Annotated in this window: 14 protein-coding genes; 6 read left to right on the forward strand and 8 right to left on the reverse strand. The window is 74.8% G+C overall.

The annotated features are described in order from the left end of the window. The first annotated feature begins 324 nt into the window (after positions 1 to 324). Positions 325 to 801 carry a hypothetical protein gene (locus tag WMF24_RS10540; RefSeq protein ID WP_437736252.1) on the forward strand — a complete coding sequence of 159 codons (477 nt, stop codon included), beginning with the start codon at positions 325 to 327 and terminating at the stop codon, positions 799 to 801. A gap of 45 nt (positions 802 to 846) precedes the next feature. Here the strand turns inward: WMF24_RS10540 and WMF24_RS10545 are convergent, their stop codons facing one another. The 6 genes from WMF24_RS10545 to WMF24_RS10570 all read right to left on the reverse strand — a co-directional run bounded on the left by WMF24_RS10545 (position 847) and on the right by WMF24_RS10570 (position 10,206). Continuing rightward, a complete protein-coding gene (locus tag WMF24_RS10545) occupies positions 847 to 1,821 on the reverse strand; it encodes a hypothetical protein (RefSeq protein WP_437736253.1) in 975 nt (324 codons plus the stop codon). Beyond that, on the reverse strand, positions 1,818 to 4,436 hold the full coding sequence (locus tag WMF24_RS10550; protein ID WP_437736254.1) for a Kelch repeat-containing protein: 2,619 nt from the start codon (positions 4,434 to 4,436) through the stop codon (positions 1,818 to 1,820). Before WMF24_RS10550 ends, WMF24_RS10545 begins: the two co-directional genes overlap by 4 nt. 5 nt (positions 4,437 to 4,441) lie before the next feature. Then, positions 4,442 to 5,995 carry a serine/threonine-protein kinase gene (locus WMF24_RS10555; protein WP_437736255.1) on the reverse strand — a complete coding sequence of 518 codons (1,554 nt, stop codon included), beginning with the start codon at positions 5,993 to 5,995 and terminating at the stop codon, positions 4,442 to 4,444. 375 nt (positions 5,996 to 6,370) lie between these two features. Then, on the reverse strand, positions 6,371 to 7,402 hold the full coding sequence (locus WMF24_RS10560; RefSeq protein ID WP_437736256.1) for a diacylglycerol/lipid kinase family protein: 1,032 nt from the start codon (positions 7,400 to 7,402) through the stop codon (positions 6,371 to 6,373). Further along, complete coding sequence (locus tag WMF24_RS10565; RefSeq protein WP_437736257.1) at positions 7,403 to 8,632, reverse strand: hypothetical protein; 1,230 nt, start codon at positions 8,630 to 8,632, stop codon at positions 7,403 to 7,405. It lies immediately after the preceding gene. Between the two features lie 260 nt (positions 8,633 to 8,892). Then, positions 8,893 to 10,206, reverse strand: coding sequence for a hypothetical protein (locus WMF24_RS10570; RefSeq protein ID WP_437736258.1), 1,314 nt, complete (start codon positions 10,204 to 10,206; stop codon positions 8,893 to 8,895). A gap of 431 nt (positions 10,207 to 10,637) precedes the next feature. Here WMF24_RS10570 and WMF24_RS10575 point away from each other — a divergent pair, with 431 nt between their 5' ends. The 5 genes from WMF24_RS10575 to WMF24_RS10595 all read left to right on the forward strand — a co-directional run bounded on the left by WMF24_RS10575 (position 10,638) and on the right by WMF24_RS10595 (position 18,088). Next, the gene (locus tag WMF24_RS10575) at positions 10,638 to 12,059 is read left to right on the forward strand and encodes an MFS transporter (RefSeq protein WP_437736259.1); all 1,422 of its coding nucleotides are present in this window, start codon (positions 10,638 to 10,640) and stop codon (positions 12,057 to 12,059) included. A gap of 436 nt (positions 12,060 to 12,495) precedes the next feature. Next, positions 12,496 to 14,160 carry an AAA family ATPase gene (locus WMF24_RS10580; RefSeq protein ID WP_437736260.1) on the forward strand — a complete coding sequence of 555 codons (1,665 nt, stop codon included), beginning with the start codon at positions 12,496 to 12,498 and terminating at the stop codon, positions 14,158 to 14,160. A 162-nt stretch (positions 14,161 to 14,322) separates the two neighbouring features. Then, positions 14,323 to 14,790, forward strand: coding sequence for a hypothetical protein (locus tag WMF24_RS10585; RefSeq protein WP_437736261.1), 468 nt, complete (start codon positions 14,323 to 14,325; stop codon positions 14,788 to 14,790). Between the two features lie 143 nt (positions 14,791 to 14,933). Next, positions 14,934 to 16,463 carry a M16 family metallopeptidase gene (locus WMF24_RS10590; RefSeq protein WP_437736262.1) on the forward strand — a complete coding sequence of 510 codons (1,530 nt, stop codon included), beginning with the start codon at positions 14,934 to 14,936 and terminating at the stop codon, positions 16,461 to 16,463. Continuing rightward, a complete protein-coding gene (locus tag WMF24_RS10595; RefSeq protein ID WP_437736263.1) occupies positions 16,460 to 18,088 on the forward strand; it encodes a M16 family metallopeptidase in 1,629 nt (542 codons plus the stop codon). The genes WMF24_RS10590 and WMF24_RS10595 overlap by 4 nt, the downstream gene beginning before the upstream one ends. A gap of 73 nt (positions 18,089 to 18,161) precedes the next feature. Here the strand turns inward: WMF24_RS10595 and WMF24_RS10600 are convergent, their stop codons facing one another. Both WMF24_RS10600 and WMF24_RS10605 read right to left on the reverse strand, forming a co-directional pair. Further along, positions 18,162 to 18,785: a hypothetical protein gene (locus WMF24_RS10600; protein WP_437736264.1), complete on the reverse strand. Its 624-nt coding sequence runs from the start codon at positions 18,783 to 18,785 to the stop codon at positions 18,162 to 18,164. A 66-nt stretch (positions 18,786 to 18,851) separates the two neighbouring features. Continuing rightward, entirely contained in the window at positions 18,852 to 20,408 is a 1,557-nt protein-coding gene (locus WMF24_RS10605) for a DUF6600 domain-containing protein (RefSeq protein ID WP_437736265.1), read from the reverse strand. Position 20,409: the final 1 nt, after the last annotated feature.

The following is a 20,409-nucleotide window of genomic DNA, read 5'->3' on the forward strand; positions in this document are numbered from 1 at the left end:
GCGGCGGCGGCGGAGTAGCGCGCCCCGTTCAGGCAGGCGGCCCGGCGCGCCGGCGGTGTGAGCGCGCCGCGCTCGCCGCTGTGCACCCGGCGCTGGCGCCCGATCCTCCACCTCGCCTGGATCGCCGCCCGCGACGAGGGTGTGCGTCCTGGTCGCTGGTCGTCGAGGCGGGAGAGCCTGGCGATCGCGGCGCGCCCTGGAGCGGCGCGGCCGCGCAGCGGGCGTTGGCTAATCCCGTGCATGAGCGCCCGTGCGGGGAGGCGTGATGGCTGTCCGACCCGGCTGACCGTTGCGGGCGAGCAGGCGGGCCACGGTGCAGGCGGAATGATCCATGGGGGCGCGCGGAACATGCACGGGTGCAACCTCGAGGCTTACCTGAAGGAGCCGGGCCTCACGGAGGGGCAGCGGCGGCGGCTCCGGCTGTTCCAGACGGTGGAGACGGCCGTGAGCGATCGCGTCGAGGAGCTGTGCACATGCAGCGCGGTCGACGTGACGGACGCGGCGATCCTCGTCGTGTCCCCGGCGGCGCGCCGGCTGTTCTTCCGCAGCGCCGCGTCGAGCCGCGCGGATCCGCCGGGCGCGAGCATCGTCCTCGGCCATCGGGCGCGGCTGTACGCGTTCCTCCACGCCGTGCTGCCGCCCGCGGACGAGGCGCCGTGCGATCCCTACGCCGACCTTCTCGCCCCGTCGCCGCCCCAGTGCGTGCGCGTGCTCATCGTCGACGAGGACTCGCTCACGGTCCTCAACTACGGCGCGTTCGTCGTGGTGAGCCTCGACCGCAGCGAGATGCCGAAGGCGTAGCGCGCCTTCGGCTTCGACACGCACGCGCTCGCGCCGCGCCCGAGGTCAGAAGCGCACGGTGAGGCCGCGCGGGCCGAGCGCGGCGCGCGGCGGGGCGTCCTTGCCCGGCGCGCCGTCGCGATCGCGATCGAGGAGCAGCACGAGCACGCCGGCGCCGGCCGCGACGAGGCCGGCGCCGGCGACGAGGTCGCCCGCGAGCGCCTGGGCGCGCGCGGCGTCGGCCGCGTCCCCGTCCCGCGTCGGCGCGTCCGACGCGCTCGCGACCCCGAGCAGCCCGATCGCCACGCCGGCGGCCGCGGTCGTCAGCCCGCCGGCGATCAGCACGATCGGCGCGACGCGGACCGTCGCGGCGTCGGGCGCAGGGCTCGCGGCCGCGCCGCCCCGCGGGGCGAGCGCCACCCGCGGCCCGGCGGGCGCGGCGGCCTCGCGCTCGAGGCCCAGCACGACGACGACGCGGCTCCCCGGCGCCGCGACGACGCTCCGCCGCACCTCGCGGTGGCCCGGCGCGCTCGCGGTCACCGTGTGGGGCCCCGGGTTGAGCGGCCGCGGTCGATCGAGCGCCGCGGTGGGCACGACGCTGCCGTCGACCTTCACCTCGAGACCGGCGACGTCGCCCGGGGACACCCTGAGCTCGAGCGCAGCGACCTGGCGCTCCAGCTCCTGCACCGCCTGCTGCGCGAGCGGCTCGTACTCCTTCGTCGCCGGCGCGGACGGCTCGAGCAGGAAGGCGCGGAAGCTCTCCAGCGCCTCGACGAGCTGCCCGGTCTGCTGCTGCGCCACCCCGAGGCTGTAGAGCGTGATCGGCGCGCGCTTGATCGCGAGGGAGCGCTCGTACCGCTCCCGCGCCTGCTCCCAGCGGCCTTGCCTGGCGAGCTCGGAGCCCTCGATGAAGATCTCGCGTGCCACCGCGACGTCGGCGGCGCTCTGCGCGGCGGCCGGCGCCGGCGCGGAGAGGACCCCCACAGCGACGAGGAGCGCGAGGGCGAAAGCGCGCGCGCCGCGATGTCGACGCGGCGTCACGGCCTGAACCGCTCCCCGTCGTCCGTGAGCGCGGGCCCGTTCAGCCCGGACCAGAGGATGAGCTCCGTCCCCGTCCAGACCCCGACGCCGTAGCTGTGCGTCCGCTCGGCGGGCGGCATGCTCGCGGTCCACCCGCTCAGCGGATCGTACAGCTTCCCGTCTTTCCTCGTCATCACGCCGCTCCACCCGCCCGCGATGAGCGCCCGCGTCCCGGTCCAGCCGGTCCAGCCGGTGCGCCGCTCCGTGCGGCTGCGCTGCGCGGGGGCATCTGCGTTGTCGATCGGGCTCCACATGCCGGTCGCCGGGTCGTAGCTCGCGCCGTCCTTGAGGAGGTTGCCGCCCCGGGCCTCGCCGCCCCAGACGAGGAGCTGGTGGCCCATCCACACCGCGAACGCGTCGCGCCGCGCGCTCGGCGCGCCCGCGCCGGGCAGCGCCCGCCACGCGTCGGTCGTGGGGTTGTAGGCGTACCCCTCGCTCGTCGGCGCGCCGCCGGCCTCCCCGCCGAACAGGTAGAGCTCCGTGCCCGACCAGGCCCACGCGACGCCGTCGCGGGCAGGGGCCGCGCCGGCGCTCGCGACCGGCGTCCACGCGTCGGCGACCGGGTTGTAGAGCGCGCCGCCCGCCACGGGGCCGCCGTCCGCGTGCCCGCCCCAGATCAGCAGGCGCGTCCCGGTCCACACGGCGATCGGCGCCCGCCGCGGGGCGGGGGCGCTCGCGGTGCTCATCGCGCGCCAGGTGCGCGCCGCCGGGTCGTAGGCGCCGCCGGTGGACAGGCCCGAGGGGCTCTCGAAGGCGCCGCCGCCCCACACGAGCACGTGGGAGCCGGTCCACGCGGCGGAGGCGAGCACGCGCCGCGAGGGGGCGCCCGCGCGGCCCAGCGGCTCCCACGCGTCGCGCGCCGGATCGTAGAGCGCCCCGTCGTCCACGTCGCCGCTCGCCGTGCGGCCGCCCCACACGAAGAGCGCGCGCCCGGTCCATGTCGCCGCGGCCAGCTGCCGCGGCGCGGGCGCGCCGGCCTTCGTCATGACCACCCACGGGGGCTCGCACGCGCCGCTCTTGCACGTGCGCCCGCTCAGGCACGCGTTCCCGCACGCGCCGCAGTGCTCCGTCGAGCTCAGGCTGACGCACGCGCCGTCGCAGGCCACGAGGCCCGGGGCGCAGGGCTGGATGCACGTGCCGCCGGAGCAGATCTGGCCGTCGCTGCAGTCGGCGCTCGTGCAGCACTGGAGGCACGCCACGAGGCTGCAGCACTGCTCTCCGGCCGCGCAGCCGGTGCTCCGGCACGCGGTGCCGCCCTCGGCGCACACGTCCTTCGTGCAGCCGTCGCCGTCCGAGCAGTCCGCGTCCGAGCAGCAGACGCGGCAGGCGTCGCCGCAGTCGTGCGGCGTGAACCCCTCGCACGCGCACACGCCGTCGACGCACGCCGCGCCCGGCTTGCAGGCGACGCCGCAGGCCCCGCAGTGCCGCGGATCCCGGGCGAGCTCGGACTCGCAGCCCGGGGCGGCCGGGTCGCAGTCGTCATGGCCCGCGTCGCAGGCCAGCGCGCCGCCGTCGCAGTGCTGGCGCGGCCCCGCGGCGACGTTGCACGCGCCGCAGTGGCGCGCGCTGCGCTGCGTGTCGACGCACGAGAAGCCGCACACGGAGAGGCCCGGGGGGCACACGGCGGCGCACGTCGTCCCGTCGCAGTAAGGCGTCGCCGGGTCGCACGGCGCGCCGCAGGCGCCGCAGCTCGCCGGGTCGGTGACGCTGGACTCGCACCCGGGCGCGCCGTCGCAGTCGAGGAGCCCCTCCATGCAGACGCAGCCGCCGGGCAGCGCGCACGTCATGCCGGGCGCGCAGGCGTCGTCGCAGCCCGTGCAGCTCGCGTCCGTGCCGAGCGCGGCCTCGCAGCCGTCGTCGGGCGAGCCGTTGCAGTCGGCGTACCCCGGCTTGCACGCGCACGCGCCGGCCTGGCACTCCATGTTCGACCCGCAGGTGACGCCGCAGGCGCCGCAGTGCGCCGCGTTCGACGAGCCGTCGATCTCGCACCCCGTGTCGTCGCGGGCGTCGCAGTCGAGCAGCGGCGGCTCGCAGGCGCACCGCCCCTCGTCGCAGAGGGCGCCCGAGGGGCACCGGAGGGAGCAGCCGCCGCAGCGCTCGGGGTCGCTGGTGAGGTCGATCTCGCAGCCGTTCGTGACGATGTTCCCGTCGCAGTTGTCGAAGCCGAAGACGCACTCGGACGAGCAGTGGCCGCCGACGCAGAGGGTGTTCAGGCACGCCGCGCCGCAGGCGCCGCAGTGCGACGGGTCGTTGAGCACGTCGATGCACGACCCGCCGCAGCACGACTCGTCGGCGCCGCAGGCGACGCCGCAGGCGCCGCAGTGCGCCTCGTCCTGGCTCAGATCGACGCAGGTGTCGCCGCAGCAGGCGCCCGCCGGGCAGTCCGGCGCGCAGCCGCCGCCCATCGTCGCGCCGCCGGGGCCGCCGGCCTCGGACGGCTTGTCGGAGAGGGCGCTGTCCGCGAGCAGCGAGCAGGCGCCGGTGAGCACGGCGAGCGCGAGCAGCAGCGGCCAGCGCGCGGCGAGCGTGGCCTCCCGATGGTGCTTCCCCGGCGCGGAGCTGTCCTGGGCGGGCATCGTCTTCAGAAATTCGGTCGGGCCGGGACCGGCAGGGCGGCGCCCGGCGTCTTCGTGCTCGTCCGCGGGGTTGCGGCGCGCCGTGCGCCGGTGGGCCGCGAGGCCGCGGCCTCCCCGTCGCCGGCGCTCGCGGCGGTGCTCGCGCCGGCGCTCGCGGCGGTGCTCGCGGCGGCGCGAGCGGCCGGCTCGCGCCGCGGCTGGCCAGCGGCGGGCCGCGGGCCGCCGGGCTGCCGCGCGGCCGCGCGATCCGCCGCGGCGCCCTGAGGGGTGACGGCGGGCGGCGACGGCGCGGTCGCGGCGGGGGCAGGCTCGTCCTGCGGCGCGGCGGGGCGCGGCGCCGGCTGGGCCTCCGCGCCGCCGTCGCGCGGGGGCGCCGCGCGCAGCGCGAAGAGCGCGCCGCCGATCGCGCCGAGCACCGCGATCGCCGTCAGCGCGAGCACCGCGGCGCGCCGCCTGCCGCCCTTGTGCGCGGCGTCCTTGTGCGCGGCGTCCTTGTGGGCGGCGTCCTCGCTCGCGAGCGTCTCCTGGGCCGCGCTGGCCCTCGGCGCCCGCGCGCCCGGCTTCTCGGAGAGCGGCCGCTGTCCGCCGTCGCTCAGCCAGTGCACGGCGATCGACGTGCCGGTCACGTCCTCCTCGACCCCGTGCTCGGTCGCCCACCGCGCGAGCGCCACGCCCATGTCGCGCATGGTCCGCCAGCGACCGGAGCGCTCCTTCGCGAGCCCGCGCTCGATGATGCTCCACAGCGCCGCGTCGCCGACGCCGAGCTGCGTGATCGGCACCGCGCCCTTGACGAGGATCGCCGCCACGAGGTCGTGGTAGTTGCCGCCCTGGAACGGCCGCTGGCCCGTGATCGTCTCGTAGAGCACCACGGAGAAGGCCCAGACGTCGGTCTGCCCGTCGACGTCGGTGATGCCGCGCGCCTGCTCGGGCGACATGTAGTCGGGGCTGCCGAGCACCGTGCCCGCCTTCGTCACGTCGCTGCCCGAGGAGGTCTCGCTCCACACCTTCGCGATGCCGAAGTCGACGATCTTGGGGGTGATGTCGCCGCGGTCGTTCTTCACGAGGAAGATGTTCTCGGGCTTCACGTCGCGGTGGACGATCTTGCGGTCGTGCGCCGCGGCGAGGGCGCTCGCGATGGGCAAGAGGATGCGGAGCGCGGCCTCGGGCGAGAAGCGCTTCCGGCGCTCGATCGCCTCGACGAGCTGCTCTCCCCGGAGGACCTCCATCACGATGTACGGATCGAGGTGATCGGACTCCCCGAAGTCGAGCACCCGGACGATCGAGGGGTGGTCGATCCGCGCGGCGGCGCGCGCCTCCTGCTGGAGGCGCACCGTCGCCTCTGTCGAGTTGACCTCGCGGCGGATGAACTTGATCGCCACGTCGATGTTCAGGAGGTCGTTGTGGGCGAGCCACACCATCCCCATGCCGCCTTCGCCGAGGACGTAGCGCAGCCGGTACTTGCCGCCGATCACGTCGCCCTCGCGGTAGATGCGCCGCGTCGACCGCCCCGCGCCGGGAGGCGGCGCGAACGACGGGAGCGGCGGCGACAGGAGGGACATACCGAGCGACTCCGGGTCGCCCGAGTCGGGGGCGCTCCCGCGCGGGAAGGCCGCAGAAGAAGGGGACGAGCGGCTCCCGCCCTCAGCCCGCAGGGGCGAGCCCGTCGAGGAGGCGGGCGCGGAGGTCGAGCGCGGCGACATGGAGCGAGCGTATTCTAACTTTGCGCGCTTCCCACAGCCATGGTCTCGCGCGGCCGATCGGCGCGCGGCCGCCGGGAGGTCCAGCGCGCGGTCGCGGCACGCTCCGCGCCGCGGGGGGCCGCGGTCAGCGCTCACCTGCGCGGCGTAACGCGCCGTTACGCCGCGTAACGCGCCGTTACGCCGCGTAACGCGCTGGTTCGCGCCGTTCCGCGCCGTTCGCGCGGTGACGCATGGTCACGCGCTGTCGCGCTGACCGCGCGCGCCGTCGCCCGGGACACACACGTCGCGCAACGTGCGACGACCGCGGACAGGTCGATGGCCGGCCTTGTGCTCCACGAGGATCTTCACGCGCGGGCCGATGCGCACCGTGAGGGGGCCTCTGTGCTCATGGACGTCGCCGTCGCACACGTACTGGACCACGCCCGATCGGGCCTCGAGCACCGCGCGCTGCGCGATCTTCTCGAAGGTGTGCCCCTCGCCCATCGGCCGCGCGCGCCAGATGTCGCGCAGCTTCCGCACGAAGCCGAGCGCCGACGTGTGGATGCCCAGCATGTGGAAGCTCTCCGGCTGCTCGTCGTAGCGGTGGAAGGGGCGGAACCCGAGGCCGATCTGGTCCACGGTGCCGGCGGCGACGGAGAGGTAGTCGCGGTCCGGGAACGCCGAGCCGTCGTCGAAGTGCACGCGGCCCTGCCAGCGCGCGGCGACCTGCGTCTCGGTGCTGAGGAGCACGGCGGCGCTCGCGCGCGCGAGGACCTTCGCGGCCCAGATCGCGCTTCGCTCCTCGCTGCGGTTGTACTCGGCGATGAAGCCGTGGACGCAGCCGGTGCCGAAGATGAAGCCGTAGTGGGCGCCGATCTGCATCACGTGGCGCTCGACCCAGCGCAGCGGGTGCCGGCCGCGGTCGGTATAGCGGGCGATGAGCCCGGCGAGCAGGCCGTCGGGGCGCCCGCGCGGGACGCCGACGGCGTTGGCCACGGTGTTCATCGTGCCGCCGCGCAGGAAGGCGATGGGCGGCAGCGGCTCGTCCTCGTAGACGTCGAGGAAGCCGGTGATGGTGACGTGGTTCGTGCCGTCGCCCCCCGAGATGCCGAGCACGTCGATGTCGAGCTTCCGGAAGTCCTCGGCGATGCGGGCGAGGTCCTCCCGGGTGCGCGCGGTGCGGACGACGCCGTGGTCGCCGAGGGTGCGCGCGAGCCGGACCGCGGCGCGGGGATCGCTCAGGTTCTGGCGCGAGCGGGGGTTGATGATGACGCCGATGCCGCCCATCTAGCGCCGTCCTTTCGGCGTCTTCCACCGCGGGTTGATGTGGACGCGCATGATGTCGGCCATGAGGCCGAGGTGGGCGCAGTGGTCGGGCTTGTCGTCGCCGGTGTACCCGCGGAGGTGGAAGTCGCGGCGGTCGAAGCGCTGGATCATGTCGAGGCCGAGCACGTCGCGCCGGGAGGCCCCCCGCGGCTTGCCCCGGAGCTGCTGGACGATGAAGGTCGCCGTCTCCGCGGTGGACGCGTAGCCGGGCGGGAGGATGGAGGAGTGGCTCATGAACATGAACGCCTCGCCCGCCGCGGCGCGCCGCGCGAACGCGATGAACGGCTCGAGCTGCGCGACCTTGAGCTTGCGCTGCTGCTCGTCGGCGTACCCCGCGTGGAGCGAGTCGAGCAGCACCAGCGCGTCGACGCGCTTGCCGGCCGGCTGCCGCAGGATCTGCTCGATGGCGCCGTAGCCCGCGCTCCACGCCGAGAGGCCGAGCTTCCGGACGTACGCCTTCTTCTTGCCGGTCTTCTTCGCGACGGCGCGCTCGATGCTGTCGAGCAGGTTCTCGAAGACGTACGGCGCCGAGAACGCGCTCGAGTAGGCGCCCGAGCCGATCCCGAGGTCGATGCCGACGAGGACGGCCCCCTCGGCCGTCTTGACGAACTCCTTCCGGAGCGCCTCGTGGCCGTGGAAGTGGATGATGACGTCGAAGCCGCCGCGCTTCGTGACCCCGCCCTTGTGGGGCATGATCATCTGGCCGATCGACGGCGCGCGGGACCACCGGTCGTAGACGCCCCAGCCCGGGTCGGGCGTCATGCACGGGTTGATGTCGCCGCGGCGCTTCTTCGAGGGCGTGGCGCGGCTGCTCGTCGCCCCGGGCCTGTCGCGCCGCGCCGGGCCGCGCTCGGCGCGGTGGCCCCCGGTCGCGGCCACCGCGGTCGAGGGCGACGCGGCCGCACCGGCGGCCTGCGGCGCGCCGTCCGTGGCCGGCGCGCTGTCCTCCACATGCTGAGGGCCGTCGGCCTGCGGGGGGCTGTCTGCCTGCGGGGCGCTGGCCTGCGGGGCGCTGTCGGCCTGCGGAGGGCTGGCCTGCGCCGCGGGCGGAGGCTCCGGCGGCGCGCTGGCCTGCGGGGCGGAGGTTTCCTGCGCCGCTGCAGGGGGCGCGGCGAGCCACCAGGTGGCGGCGAGCAGCGAGAGGAGCGCCCAGCGCCCGGGGGGCCGGCGGGCCTGCAGAGGATGTTTCATGTCGGGTTGGCCTCCATTCCATGGAACGGCGTGTGGATCGAGAGCTCGGTGCAGGGGGGCGCCTCCGCGCTGTCTGCCGCGGCGCCGCGCGCGGGCCCGGGCGGCGGCGCAGGGGTCGGCGGCGCGCCCCGCGCGGGCGGGCGGCGGCGCAGGGGTCGGCGGCGCGCCCCGCGCGGGCCGGGCGGCGGCGCGGGGGTCGGCGGCGCGCCCCGCGCGGGCCGGGCGGCGGCGCGGGGGTCGGCGCCCCGCGCCGGCCGGCGTCAGCGCGGCGGCGGCTTGCCCTGGTGGAGCGCGGCGCCCGCGTCGGCGGCCGCGAGGATGCGCTCCTCGGCCTGGGAGGCGAGCTTCTCGACCGCGGCGGCGGCGTCGGCGGGGGGCAGCGAGCGAAGGAACTGGATGAACTCCGGCTCGAGGCCGGGCTTGACCCCGCTCAGGACGAGCACGATCGGGATGGCGGGCTTCTCGACGTCGGCGAGCTCGGTGGCGCGGGCGCGCCAGCGGCCCGCGCCGAGGGCGAGGCGGAAGGCCCACTGCGCGCCGAGGCCGATGAGGAGGCCGGCCATGACGCCGGCGACGAAGAGATCGGCGTCCTTGGGGGCGAGGAGCGCGGCGGAGAGCCCGCCGATGGCCGCGCCGATGACGATGCCGGGCTCGCCGCTGTTGTGCGCGGCCGCGGTCTTCAAGATCTCCGCGGCCTGCATGCCCGGGCGACCGCTGCGCACCGCGTCGCGCAGCGGCAGCAGGGTGGCGAGGCGGCGCATCGAGGCGGCGCGCACGCCCAGGTAGCTGATGAGCAGGGCGCAGACGGTCAGCCCGACGCCGACGCTCACGGCGACGCGCCGCGAGAAGACCCCTTGCGGCAGCGGCTCGCGGACCATCGCGGTGTTCGCGCGCGCGCGGTCGTGCTCGGCGGTCGCCTTGTACGCGGCCTCCGCGTCCTTCGTCGCCTGCGCGACCTTGTCGGCGGGGATGTCGCCGAGCAGCGACAGGAGCTGCTTCGCCGCCTCGAACTGCTCGGCCTCGCCGGCGCCGGGCGGCGTGATCGCGGCCGCCCTGCCGATGGCATCCCACGCGGGGATCGCGCTCACCCGCGCCCCCAGGATCGCGTCGGTCGCCTCGCGGCAGCCGGCCAGGATCTTGGCCTGCTTGTAGAGCGGCTGGGCGGAGGCCCACGCGAGCTGCTTGTCGGGCTCCTTGGGCTTCGGCGGCGGCAGCGGGTTGCGCAGCGTGCGCGTCCTCGTCGTCGGCGGCGCGGCGCCGCGCCCGCGCGGATCGGCGTTCCCGGGCGCCCCGCTGCCGGCGCCGGGCTTGTCGGGGTCGGACATGCGCGCCGCGTCCGCGAGCTTCTTGAACACCTCGATCTCGGCGATGAGCTTCTCGCCCGCGAGGGCGCACGCGCGCGCGGGGGCGATGCGGGCCTCGGACTCCTCCGCCTGGCGCCGCGCGCTCGGGTCGGGGACGAGCCTGCCCTCCACGGTCACGAGCCGGAGGACCGCCGCGGCGATGCACAGGACGAGGATGGCCGACGCGATGAAGGTGGCGCGGACCTCCTCGCGCCGGGTGTACTCGTTCACGCTCGTTCCCTCGGAAAGACCGGAGATGGGCAGGCCGGCTGCCAGGTCGGCGCGAGGCCGGCGCGCGCGATCGCGGCCGCACGGCCGGGCCGCCGCGGGGCGCCGCGATGGACGTCGCGGCCGTCACGGCAGGGGTACACCGAAGGAGCGCGAGCCCGTCGCATGCAGTCCACCGTTAAACCAGATGCCGGACCGATACCACAGCGTCGCTCGCGATGGAGTCCACAGCGTCGCCCGCGATGGAGTCCGCAGCGTCCTCGCGCCGATGTCCACGCCGTCCGGCGCAGCGCTCGGCGCCCCGTCTCCGGCGCGCGCCCTGGAACTTGCTCCGCCCCGGGGCGCCCCGTCTCCGGCGCGCGCCCTGGAACTTGCTCCGCCCCGGGGCGCATCGTGTAAGTGTGCGTGGAGACGCGCCAAGGCGCGGAGAAGGCGTGGAGGCTGCCGTCACATCCCACAAGCCCGTCGAACCCGCTGTCCCGGCGCGCGCCGCGCTGCCCGAGCAGCGGGCGGAGGCCGCGGGCCACGGCGCGGAGGCGGCGCGCGGCGTGGAGGGGAGCCGCGGCGCGAAGGCGACGCCCGGCGCGGCGGCGAGCGGGGCGCGCCGGGGCCTGTGGATCTCGTCGACCTACTTCGCCGAGGGGCTCCCTTACGCGATCGCGCACAAGGTGGCGGGGGAGTTCTTCACGGCGGCGGGGGCGAGCCTGGAGATCATCGGCCTCGTGTCGCTGTACGGGCTCCCGTGGAACCTCAAGTTCCTCTGGAGCCCGCTCGTGGACCTCCACGGCAGCTCGCGGCGCTGGCTCGTCGGCGCCGAGATCGCGCTGGCGGTGATCCTCCTCGGGCTCGCCGCGGCGGCGGACAGCGGCGCGCTCGGGCTTGTCGCGGCGCTGTTCGGGCTGGTCGCCGTCGCGGCGGCGACGCACGACATCGCGGTCGACGGCTTTTACCTGCAGGCGCTCGACAAGGACGCGCAGGCCGCGTTCTCCGGGCTGCGGGTCGGGGCCTACCGGCTCGCGCTGCTCGCGGGCGCGCTGCTCGTCGCGTTCGCGGGCTGGGCGAGCTTCGGCGCGTCGTTCGCGGTGGCGGCGCTCGGGCTCGCGCTGCTGGCGGGCGCGCACGCCGTGGGGTTGCCGCGGCCGGAGGCGACGCCGGCCCGGACCGGCGCGGCCGCCGCGCCGCCGGGGGCCTCCGCTGCGCCGGGTGCCTCCGCTGCGCCGGGCGCCGTCGTTGCGTCGGGCGCCGCCGCGCGCGGCGCGTCCGGGCTGCTGCGCTACGTCGAGCCGTTCCGGGCGTTCCTGCGGCAGCCGCGGATCGCGTCGAGCCTGGCGTTCATCCTCTGCTACCGGGCCGGCGACGCGCTCATGTTCGCGATGTCGTCGCCGCTGCTCAAGAGCCTCGGCCTCGACACGGCGGCGCGGGGCAACGTGGCCGGGATCGGGACTGTCGCCTCGATCGCCGGCTCGACGCTCGGCGGGGTGATCATCAAGCGGTGGGGGCTGGCGCGGACCATCTTCCCCATCGCGCTCGTGCAGAGCCTGGCGATCCTGCTCTACGTGGCGCTGGCCTGGTCGCGGCCGACGCTCCCGTGGATCGTCGCGCTCGTCACGCTCGAGCAGCTCGTCGCCGGGATCGGCACGGCGGTGCTCGTCGTGTTCCTGATGCGGCGCTGCGTGGACGGGTACAAGTCGTCGCATTTCGCGATCGGCTCGGCGCTCATGTCGGTGTCCGCGACGTTCGCCGGCAGCGTCAGCGGGTACCTGGCCGCCAGCGTCGGGTTCACCGCGTTCTTCGCGATCGCCTTCGCGGCGTCGATCCCCGGCGTCCTCCTGTCGCGCTGGGTGCCGCGGGATTAGACCGGAACGCTGAGAGGCGCCACCGGATGCCCGGTGGGGACCGTTTCCGGTCGCCGGAAGGCAGCCGGGCAGCTCGGTGGGGACCGTTTCCGGTCGCCGGAAGGCAGCCGGGCAGCTCGGTGGGGACCGTTTCCGGTCGTCGGAAGGCAGCCGGGCAGCTCGGTGGGGACCGTTTCCGGTCGTCGGAAGGCAGCCGGGCAGCTCGGTGGGGACCGTTTCCGGTCGTCGGAAGGCAGCCGGGCAGCTCGGTGGGGACCGTTTCCGGTCGCCGGAAGGCAGCCGGGCAGCTCGGTGGGGACCGTTTCCGGTCGCCGGAAGGCAGCCGGGCAGCTCGGTGGAGACCGTTTCCGGTCGCCGGGCATAGCTGAGCTGCTCCGTGGAGACCGTCCACCGGGGCCGCGAGGACAGTGGTGCCACATGGTAGGGTCGCGGGGCCATGCACCTGAACGCCCAGTTGGTCGAAGATCCCCGCGGAAATCAGCGGACTCGCGCGAAGCTCTCGCTCCACGGACCGATCGCGTGGCCCGAGGATCCGGCATCCTGGTGGGAAGAGGACAACCCGGGCAAGCTGGTCGAGCACGACGTCCGATCGCCCGCGGTGGAAGGCCGGGTGCCCGCCTACCTCGACGTGCTGGCTCCAGACGAGTTGGACGAAGCGGGCTTCGCGGCGGCGCTTCAGGAGCTGGGGAAGGAGCTCGCCAGATCGCCCGAGGCATGGGTACGCCGCGGTGGCGTCGCGGCGCATTTCTGGCGAGCGTCTCGGGTTGCGCCACAGCAGGAAAGCATCCTCGACGCCCTGCTCGAAGCAGCCAACGTCAGGGTTCGACGTCGGAGATTGCGCACGTCGCTGCGCGTCACGCGCCTCGTGCTCACCGATTTCCGCGGTATCGATCAGCTCACGCTCGCGCTCTCGTCGCGGCAAACTACGGTGCTCGTCGGCACGAATGGCTCGGGCAAGACGACCCTGCTCGATGCTGCGGTGCTCCTTCTGTCCCAGCTCCAGTCAGGGATCCTCGACGAGAAAGGGCCGCCTCGCAAGTACACGGACGAGGACATCATGAACGGCCGCCTCTCTTTCTCGATCGAGATCACCGCAGATGTCGGCGGCTGCCCGGTGACGTGGGCCCTCGCGCACGAGCGCGGAGGAGCGGCGCCCGAAGGGGAGGAGGCGCGGCTCCGCGAGCTAGATGAGCGGGTCACCCGGATCCGAGCCGAGATCGCGCGCGGCGACGTCTGTCTACCCGTGGCAGTTTACTACCCCGTCAACCGGGCGGTGCTCGACATCCCGCTTCGCATCCGGACACGGCATCCGTTCGATCCGCTCGAGGCGTACGACGGGGCGCTCGCCGGTGGACGGAGCAATTTCCGACGGTTCTTCGAGTGGTTCCGGAACCGAGAGGATCTCGAGAACGAGCGCCGCGTCGAGTACTCGCGGCACCGGGATCATCAGCTTGAAGCCGTGCGGCGGGCGATCGAGTCGATCGTGCCGGAGTTCTCCGGACTGCGCGTTCAGCGTTCGCCGGTCGGCATGGTTGTCACGAAGGGCGAGTGGACGCTCTATGTCGACCAGCTCTCCCAGGGCGAGAAGTGCCTCCTCGCCACGGTCGGCGATCTCGCACGTCGGCTCGCCATGGCCAACCCGTTCGCCGACGATCCGCTCCAGGGAGGCGGCGTGGTGCTCATCGATGAGCTCGAGCTGCACCTGCATCCTGGCTGGCAACGTCGCATCGTCCCCGCGCTCGAGAGAACGTTTCCGAACTGCCAGTTTCTCGTGACCACCCACTCGCCCGCGGTCCTCGGCCACGTGGAGCACGAGGCGGTCATCATCCTGAAGCCCGAGGGGACCGGCGTCCGCGTCGCGCGGCCGGACACGTCGAAGGGGATGGATGTGAACCGCATCCTCGAGGACCTGCTCGACGTTCCCGCGCGGCCGGAGGAGTTCCAGGTCAAGCTCGACGAACTGCACAGGCGGCTCGATGAAGGCGACACCGTCGCGGCGCGCGCGCTCCACACGGAGCTCTCGGCAACACTCAGCCGCACCGATCCGGCCTTGGTGAAGGCCGAGGTGCTCCTGCGCCGGCGCGAGGCTGCTCGTCGATGAGGCATGTGCGCAGAGGCCCCGAGCCCTCCGAGCTCCGGGAATTCAAGGCGGCTGAGAACGCTGACTGGACGCCCCGGTACCGCGATCTCGACAAGAAGCCCGTTCGCGCCGCGCTGGCTCGGGAGCCGGGGTACCTGTGCGGCTACTGCGAGAGCCGCATCGGTGAGCGCGACGGCGACTGTCGACATCGAGCACGTCGAGGCTCAGAGCGTCAACCCAGCCCGCGCGCTTGACTACACGAACATGCTGGCCTCGTGCCAGGGGAGTGGCGCTCAGCCCCCGGTGCCTGCGCACTGCGGCGGCGCGCGTGGAAATGAGCACCTCGCCGTGACCCCGTTCATGGAGGACTGTGGCACCTACTTCCTCTACGGGTCCGACGGCCGCATCGAGGCCGTGGGCGAACCGATGAAGCGCGAGGCTGCGGAGCAGGCGATCGGTGTCCTGCGCCTCGACATCGGTCGCTTGAAGGCGGCCCGCCGTGCGGCGATCGAGGGGGCGCTCGAGGGGCTCGAGGGCCTGTCCTCGGACGATTGGCGTGCCGAGGCCGCCCGCTACGACCAACCGGGAGCCGATGGCCGCCTGGTACCGTTCTGCTCCGCGATACAGCAGTTGCTGTTGAGCTACGCCTGAAGGGACCTGTCCCGGTCGCGAGGGATCGCCTCGCGACGAAGGCTCGGCGGCGGCTGACGACGTCCGAAGCGGAGCTTCACGGCGTCGCCTGCTCGGTAGAGCCCGCTTGCGTCCTGTAGGCTGCCGGCGCAACCCTCGCCTCCATGCAAACTCACGCGCGACATGCGCCGCTCCCGCGCGCCGCCCGGCCGATCGTGGCGGCCGTGGCGGCGGCGCTCTCTCTCTCCGGGCCGACTGCCACGCCGGCAGCCGCCCAGCCGCCCGCCGCTCCACCGAAGACCGCGCCCGCCGCGGCTCCGCAGGCCGCGCCCGCCTCGCCGGCCGCCGCTGCGCCGGCGGCCGCCCCCGCTGCCGCCCAGCCCTCCACCGCCGCCCCGCCGCCGAAGCTCGACGTCCCCTTCACCAAGTACGCCCTCAAGAACGGCCTCACCGTCATCCTCCACGAGGACCGCTCTCTCCCGATCGTCGCCCTGAACCTCATGGTCAAGGTCGGCTCTCGCTTCGAGGAGCCGGGGCGCACCGGGTTCGCGCACCTGTTCGAGCACCTCATGTTCATGGGCACGCGCCGCGTCCCCACGAAGCAGTTCGACGGGTGGATGGAGGCCGAAGGCGGCTCGAACAACGCGTGGACGAGCGCGGACCGGACGGCGTACCACGAGTCGGCGCCGGCCCACGCGCTCCGGCTCCTGCTCTGGCTCGAGGCCGACAGGTTCTCGTCGCTCGCGGACAGCATGGACCTCGCGAAGCTCAACACGCAGCGCGACGTCGTGCGGAACGAGCGCCGCCAGACGAGCGAGAACGAGCCCTACGGCAAGGTCGAGCTCGTCCTGCCCTCGCTGATGTACCCGAAAGGACACCCCTACCACCACCCGGTGATCGGCTCGCACGAGGACCTCCAGGCCGCGACCGTCGACGACGTGAAGGCGTTCTTCCGGCGGTGGTACGTGCCGAACAACGTCTCCCTCGTCGTCGCCGGCGACTTCGACCCGCAGGAGGCGCGCGACCTCATCGAGCGGTACTTCGGCGGCATCCCGGGGCAGCCGGTGCCCGCGCCCGCGGCGCCCGCGCCGGTGAAGCTGAACGGCGTCGTGCGCCAGACGATCGAGGACAACGTGAACCTCCCCAAGGTGGTGATGGCCTGGCACAGCCCGGCGCGCTTCGCGCCCGGCGACGCCGAGCTCGACCTGCTCGCCACGACGCTCGAGCAGGGCAAGGCGAGCCGCCTGTACAAGGCGCTCGTCTACGACAAGGAGCTCGCCCAGGAGGTGAGCGCGGTCCAGAGCTCCAGCGACCTCGGCTCGACGTTCACGATCGAGGCGATCGCGCGGCCGGGCGTGCCGCTCGAGAAGCTCGAGGCCGCCATCGACGCCGAGCTCGCCAGGGTGCGCGACGCCAAGGTGAGCCGCGAGGAGCTCGACAGGGCCAAGAACCAGTACGAGACCGCCTTCGTGACGGCGCTGGAGTCGGTCGCCGGGCGCGCCTCGATGCTCAACCGGTACGAGACGTGGACGGGCCAGCCCGGGTTCGTGGACCAGGATCTGAAGCGCTACCGCGACGCGACGGCGGAGTCGATCCAGGCCCAGGCGAAGAGCACGCTCGACCCGGACGCGCGGGTGATCATCCGGGTCGTGCCGAAGGGAAGCGACGAGGCGAAGAAGGCGGTGACGAAATGAGAGCGAAGCACGCAGGCGCGATCATCGCGCTGCTCGCCGCGGCCGCCGGCTGCGGGCCGAAGGCGCCGGCGCAGCCCGCGGCCCGCGCCGAGGCGCCGCGCCCCGCGGGCGCGGCGGCGGCCACCCCGCAGCCGGACCCGCTCGGGCCCAGGCCGGAGCTGCCGGAGCCGAAGCCGTTCACGCCGCCGGCGCCGGTCGTGCTCGACGGGCCGAACGGCGTGAAGGTGTGGCTGCTCGAGCGCCACGCGCTCCCGATCGTGTCCGTGTCCGTCACCGTCGCGTCGGGCTCGGCGGACGATCCGAGGGGCCAGGCGGGGCTCGCCCACATCACGGCGAGCATGCTCGACGAGGGCGCCGGGCGGCGGAGCGCGCTCGAGCTGTCGAGCGCGATCAACGACCTCGGCGCGACGCTGTCGGTCGGGGCGCGCGCCGACGGGAGCGTCGCGTCGCTCTCCGTGCTGAAGAAGAACTTCGCCAGCGCGTTCTCGATCCTGGCCGACGTCGTCGCGCGCCCGCGGTTCGAGCCGAAGGAGTGGCAGCGCGTCAGCGCGCTCTGGCAGAACGACCTCCGGAAGCGCGGCGACGACCCGACGCGCGTCTCCTCGCTCGTCTCGACGGCGGCGCTCTTCGGGCCGGGGACACCGTACGGCCACCCCGTCGAGGGCCTGCTCGCGGACGCGAAGACGATCGGGCTGCCGGCCGTGAAGGCGTTCTACAAGGCGGCGTGGCGCCCCGACCGCGCGGTGATCGCCGTCGTCGGCGACATCACGCGGGACGAGGTGATGCAGGCGATCTCGCGCGACCTCGGCACGTGGTCCGCCAAGGGCGCGCCGGCCAGCGCCGCGCCCGCCGCGAAGGGCGCGCCGGCCAGCGCCGCGCTGCCGACAAAGGGCGCCGCGGCAGGCGCCGCGCCCGGGGCGCAGCCGGGGAAGGGCGGGACCAACGGCGCGACCGCCGCGGCGGCGCCGTCCTGGAAGCCGCCGCGGCTCGTGCTCGTCGACCGCCCGGGCGCGCCGCAGTCGGTGATCTCCGTCGTGCGGGAGGGGGTCGCCGCGGACGATCCGCGGCGGCCGTTGCTCCAGCTCGTCAACACCGCGCTCGGCGGCTCGTTCACGTCGCGCCTGAACCAGAACCTTCGCGAGGACCACGGCTGGTCGTACGGCGCGGCCTCCGCGTTCACCGACACGCGGCGGCAGGGCGCCTTCGTGGCGCGCGCCTCCGTGATCGCCGAGGCGACGGGCCCCGCGCTGAAGGAGATGCTCGGCGAGCTCGCCAGAATGGCAGACGCGGGGCTGACCCCGGACGAACTGGCGAAGGTGCAGGCGCAGGACCGGGCCGACCTCGTGTCGGCCTACGAGACCGCGAACCGCACCGCCCTCCGCTTCGCGACGCTCGCGCGGCTCGGGCTGCCCGAGACGTTCGACGCCACGGCCAGCCAGGCGCGCCAGCAGGCGACGCTCCCGGGGCTCGCGGAGCTCGCGCGGGCGGTGGACCCGAAGGGCGCGACGGTCGTCGTCGTGGGGCCGCAGCAGGAGATCCTGCCGCAGCTCAAGGCGATCGGCCTCGGCGAGCCGGAGGTGTGGGACGTCGAGGGGCAGCCGATCCAGCCGAAGAAGGCGCCCTGAGCGGCGCGCGCCCGCGCCGCGCGCTCCTCCCGCCGCGCGGGCAGCGGGAGGAGCGGCCGGCGCCGCCGCGCCCTCAGGGGATGGTCGGCTTGAAATCGAGCGGGTTGGTGGGCGCGCCCTCGTGCAGGACGCCGTCGCCGAACCAGTAGACGTACCGGGGCTCCAGGGCCCCGTCGAGGTAGGCCTCCAGCCGGACGACGGCGCCCTCGGTCGTCGTGAACGTCATCGCGTCGAAGTCCGCGCCGGTCTCGGCGTGGAAGTACGCGATGCCCGCGTCCACGAGGCGCGTCGCGTCGTTCTTCTCGAGATCGCTCCCCACGATGTCGAAGAGCTCGGACGACGTGTCCACCGAGGCGTAGAGATCGAAGGTGCAGGGGACCCTCGACTGGTTCGTGTCGCAGGTCGTCCAGAGCGTCCACGTCCCGCCGGCCGCGTACTCGACGAAGACGCCGACCCCTTCGCCCGGCTCGCTGCTCAGGAGCGCGTCCGTGTCGATCGAGACCCGCATCGGGTCGTCCGTGGGAGGCGGCGGCGGGGTGCTGTCCCCGTCGTCTCCGTCGTCCCAGTCGTCGTGGTGATGGTGGTGGTCGCGGCCGTCGTCGTCGACGACGATGCAGCCGCCCAGCGCCAGGGGCGCGAGCGCGAGGGGCGCGGCGACGAGGAGGGACGACCACGGTCCCCGTGAACGAAGCTTCACAAAGTCAGCAGAGATAGTCATCGGATCTGCTCCTGCTCGTGGGCGTCGCAAGACGTGGGCCAAGCGCTAGCGCGATCGCGGCCGGCCGGCGGGCGCCGCCCTGCCCGGACCGGACGGGATGTGGATCCGGGGACGGGACGGGACCGACGGCGCGCTCGGGGCCATGCGCGGCCTCGAGAGCGGCGCGTCGAGCCGCGGCGCCGGCGTGGCCCGCGGAAGCGGCCGGGGCTCCGGCGGCGAGGTCGACGGCGACCGCTCCGGGGCGGCGCGCGGCGCGGGCGGCGCGGTCACCGAGCGCGGGGCGGGCGGCGCAGCGACGACGCGCGGCGTGGGCGCGGCGTGCGGCGTGGTGCCGACGCGCGGCGCCGGGGACATCCGCGGCGCCGGGGGAGGCGCGGGCGGCGCGGCGATCGCCGGCGAGGCGCGGTGCGGCGCGCGCGCGTCGCCGCGGGGCAGGGCGCCCGCGCCGGACAGGCCTCGCTCCGGAAGGGCGGGCCTTGCGACCGGGGCCTCGCCGCCGGGCGACCTCGGGGTGCGCAGCGAGGGCGTCGCGCGCCGGTCGCCGATCGCGGGGGGCGCCGTCAGGCGGCGCGCGGACGGGGGCGCCGGGCGCGCGGCGGATCCCGTGCTCTTGTGCGCGTAGGCGAGCGCGCGCGGGTCCGGCCTCAGGCGGTGCCTCGGCGCGGCCGAGGAGGGGACGCCGGCCTCGGCGAGCGAGGGCGACGCCGGGCGGTAGCTGCCGGGGCGGATGCCGTGGGCCGAGCCCGAGCGGCCGGCGCCGCCGGGGCGCGCCTCGCCGTGCCCCGGCCTGCTCACGGTCGGCCGCGCCGGCCGGTACGTGTGCGAGTGCGCGGCGATGCGCCGGACGACGCCGCGATCGCGGACGACGTGCGTGTGGACGTGGCGGTGGAACACGTGCGTCGTCGGGCAGAAGACGTACGCCGCGGGGGGGACGGTCCAGAGCGAGACGGCGACGCCGCTGCTCCAATAGTAGGTGGGCGGCATCGGGGCCCAGCCGATGTAGCCGTGGTCGCTGACGCGCCAGACGACCCACGCGGGCGCGTACACGCGCCCGGGGATCCACGCCCAGCCGTGGGCGGAGATCCAGACCCAGCGGCCGTAGTGGAACGGGATGTGGCCCCACGCGTAGTCGCTGACCCACATCCACTCGCCGTCGTCGGTCAGCGCCCAGTGGCCCGCTGTCTGGTACGGCGCGAAATCGGGGCCGACGACGACGGCGGAAGGCACCCAGACCCGGCCGTAGGTCGGGTCGTCGAGCCAGGCGCCGTACGGGGCGAGCGGCTCGTGGAACTCGACGAGGGCGCTCGGGTCGGTGTCCTCGTACGCGTCCACCTCGATCTCGGCGCTCACGCCGACGTCCACCTGGACCGGCTGGGTCTCGGCGGACTGTGAAGGCGCGGTCTCACCGGCGCTGCGTGCGGCGTCGGTCGTGTAGCCCTGCGGCAGGCCCTGGGCCGCGGCGCTCGACGGCGCCGCGAGCAGCGCGGCGAGCAGCGGCAGCGCGCCCCCGAGCCGGCGAAGCCGCGCCCTGAACGGGCCCGGCGCCGCGGCGGGCGCTGCGGGCAGCGGGGAAGGGGACAGCGGAAGAGGCATCGGGAGCATG

The sequence above is a fragment of the Sorangium sp. So ce1335 genome, from assembly GCF_051521615.1.
In the GTDB taxonomy this organism is placed as follows: Bacteria; Myxococcota_A; Polyangia; order Polyangiales; family Polyangiaceae; genus Sorangium.

Excerpts from the sequence above, each read along its gene's own strand:
- WMF24_RS10550 (WP_437736254.1), bottom strand. The coding sequence starts at position 4,436 with ATGCCCGCCCAGGACAGCTCCGCGCCGGGGAAGCACCATCGGGAGGCC.
- WMF24_RS10560 (WP_437736256.1), bottom strand. The coding sequence starts at position 7,402 with ATGGGCGGCATCGGCGTCATCATCAACCCCCGCTCGCGCCAGAACCTG.
- WMF24_RS10590 (WP_437736262.1), top strand. The coding sequence starts at position 14,934 with ATGCAAACTCACGCGCGACATGCGCCGCTCCCGCGCGCCGCCCGGCCG.
- WMF24_RS10580 (WP_437736260.1), top strand. The coding sequence starts at position 12,496 with ATGCACCTGAACGCCCAGTTGGTCGAAGATCCCCGCGGAAATCAGCGG.
- WMF24_RS10540 (WP_437736252.1), top strand. The coding sequence starts at position 325 with ATGATCCATGGGGGCGCGCGGAACATGCACGGGTGCAACCTCGAGGCT.
- WMF24_RS10565 (WP_437736257.1), bottom strand. The coding sequence starts at position 8,632 with ATGAAACATCCTCTGCAGGCCCGCCGGCCCCCCGGGCGCTGGGCGCTC.
- WMF24_RS10595 (WP_437736263.1), top strand. The coding sequence starts at position 16,460 with ATGAGAGCGAAGCACGCAGGCGCGATCATCGCGCTGCTCGCCGCGGCC.
- WMF24_RS10555 (WP_437736255.1), bottom strand. The coding sequence starts at position 5,995 with ATGTCCCTCCTGTCGCCGCCGCTCCCGTCGTTCGCGCCGCCTCCCGGC.
- WMF24_RS10605 (WP_437736265.1), bottom strand. The coding sequence starts at position 20,408 with ATGCTCCCGATGCCTCTTCCGCTGTCCCCTTCCCCGCTGCCCGCAGCG.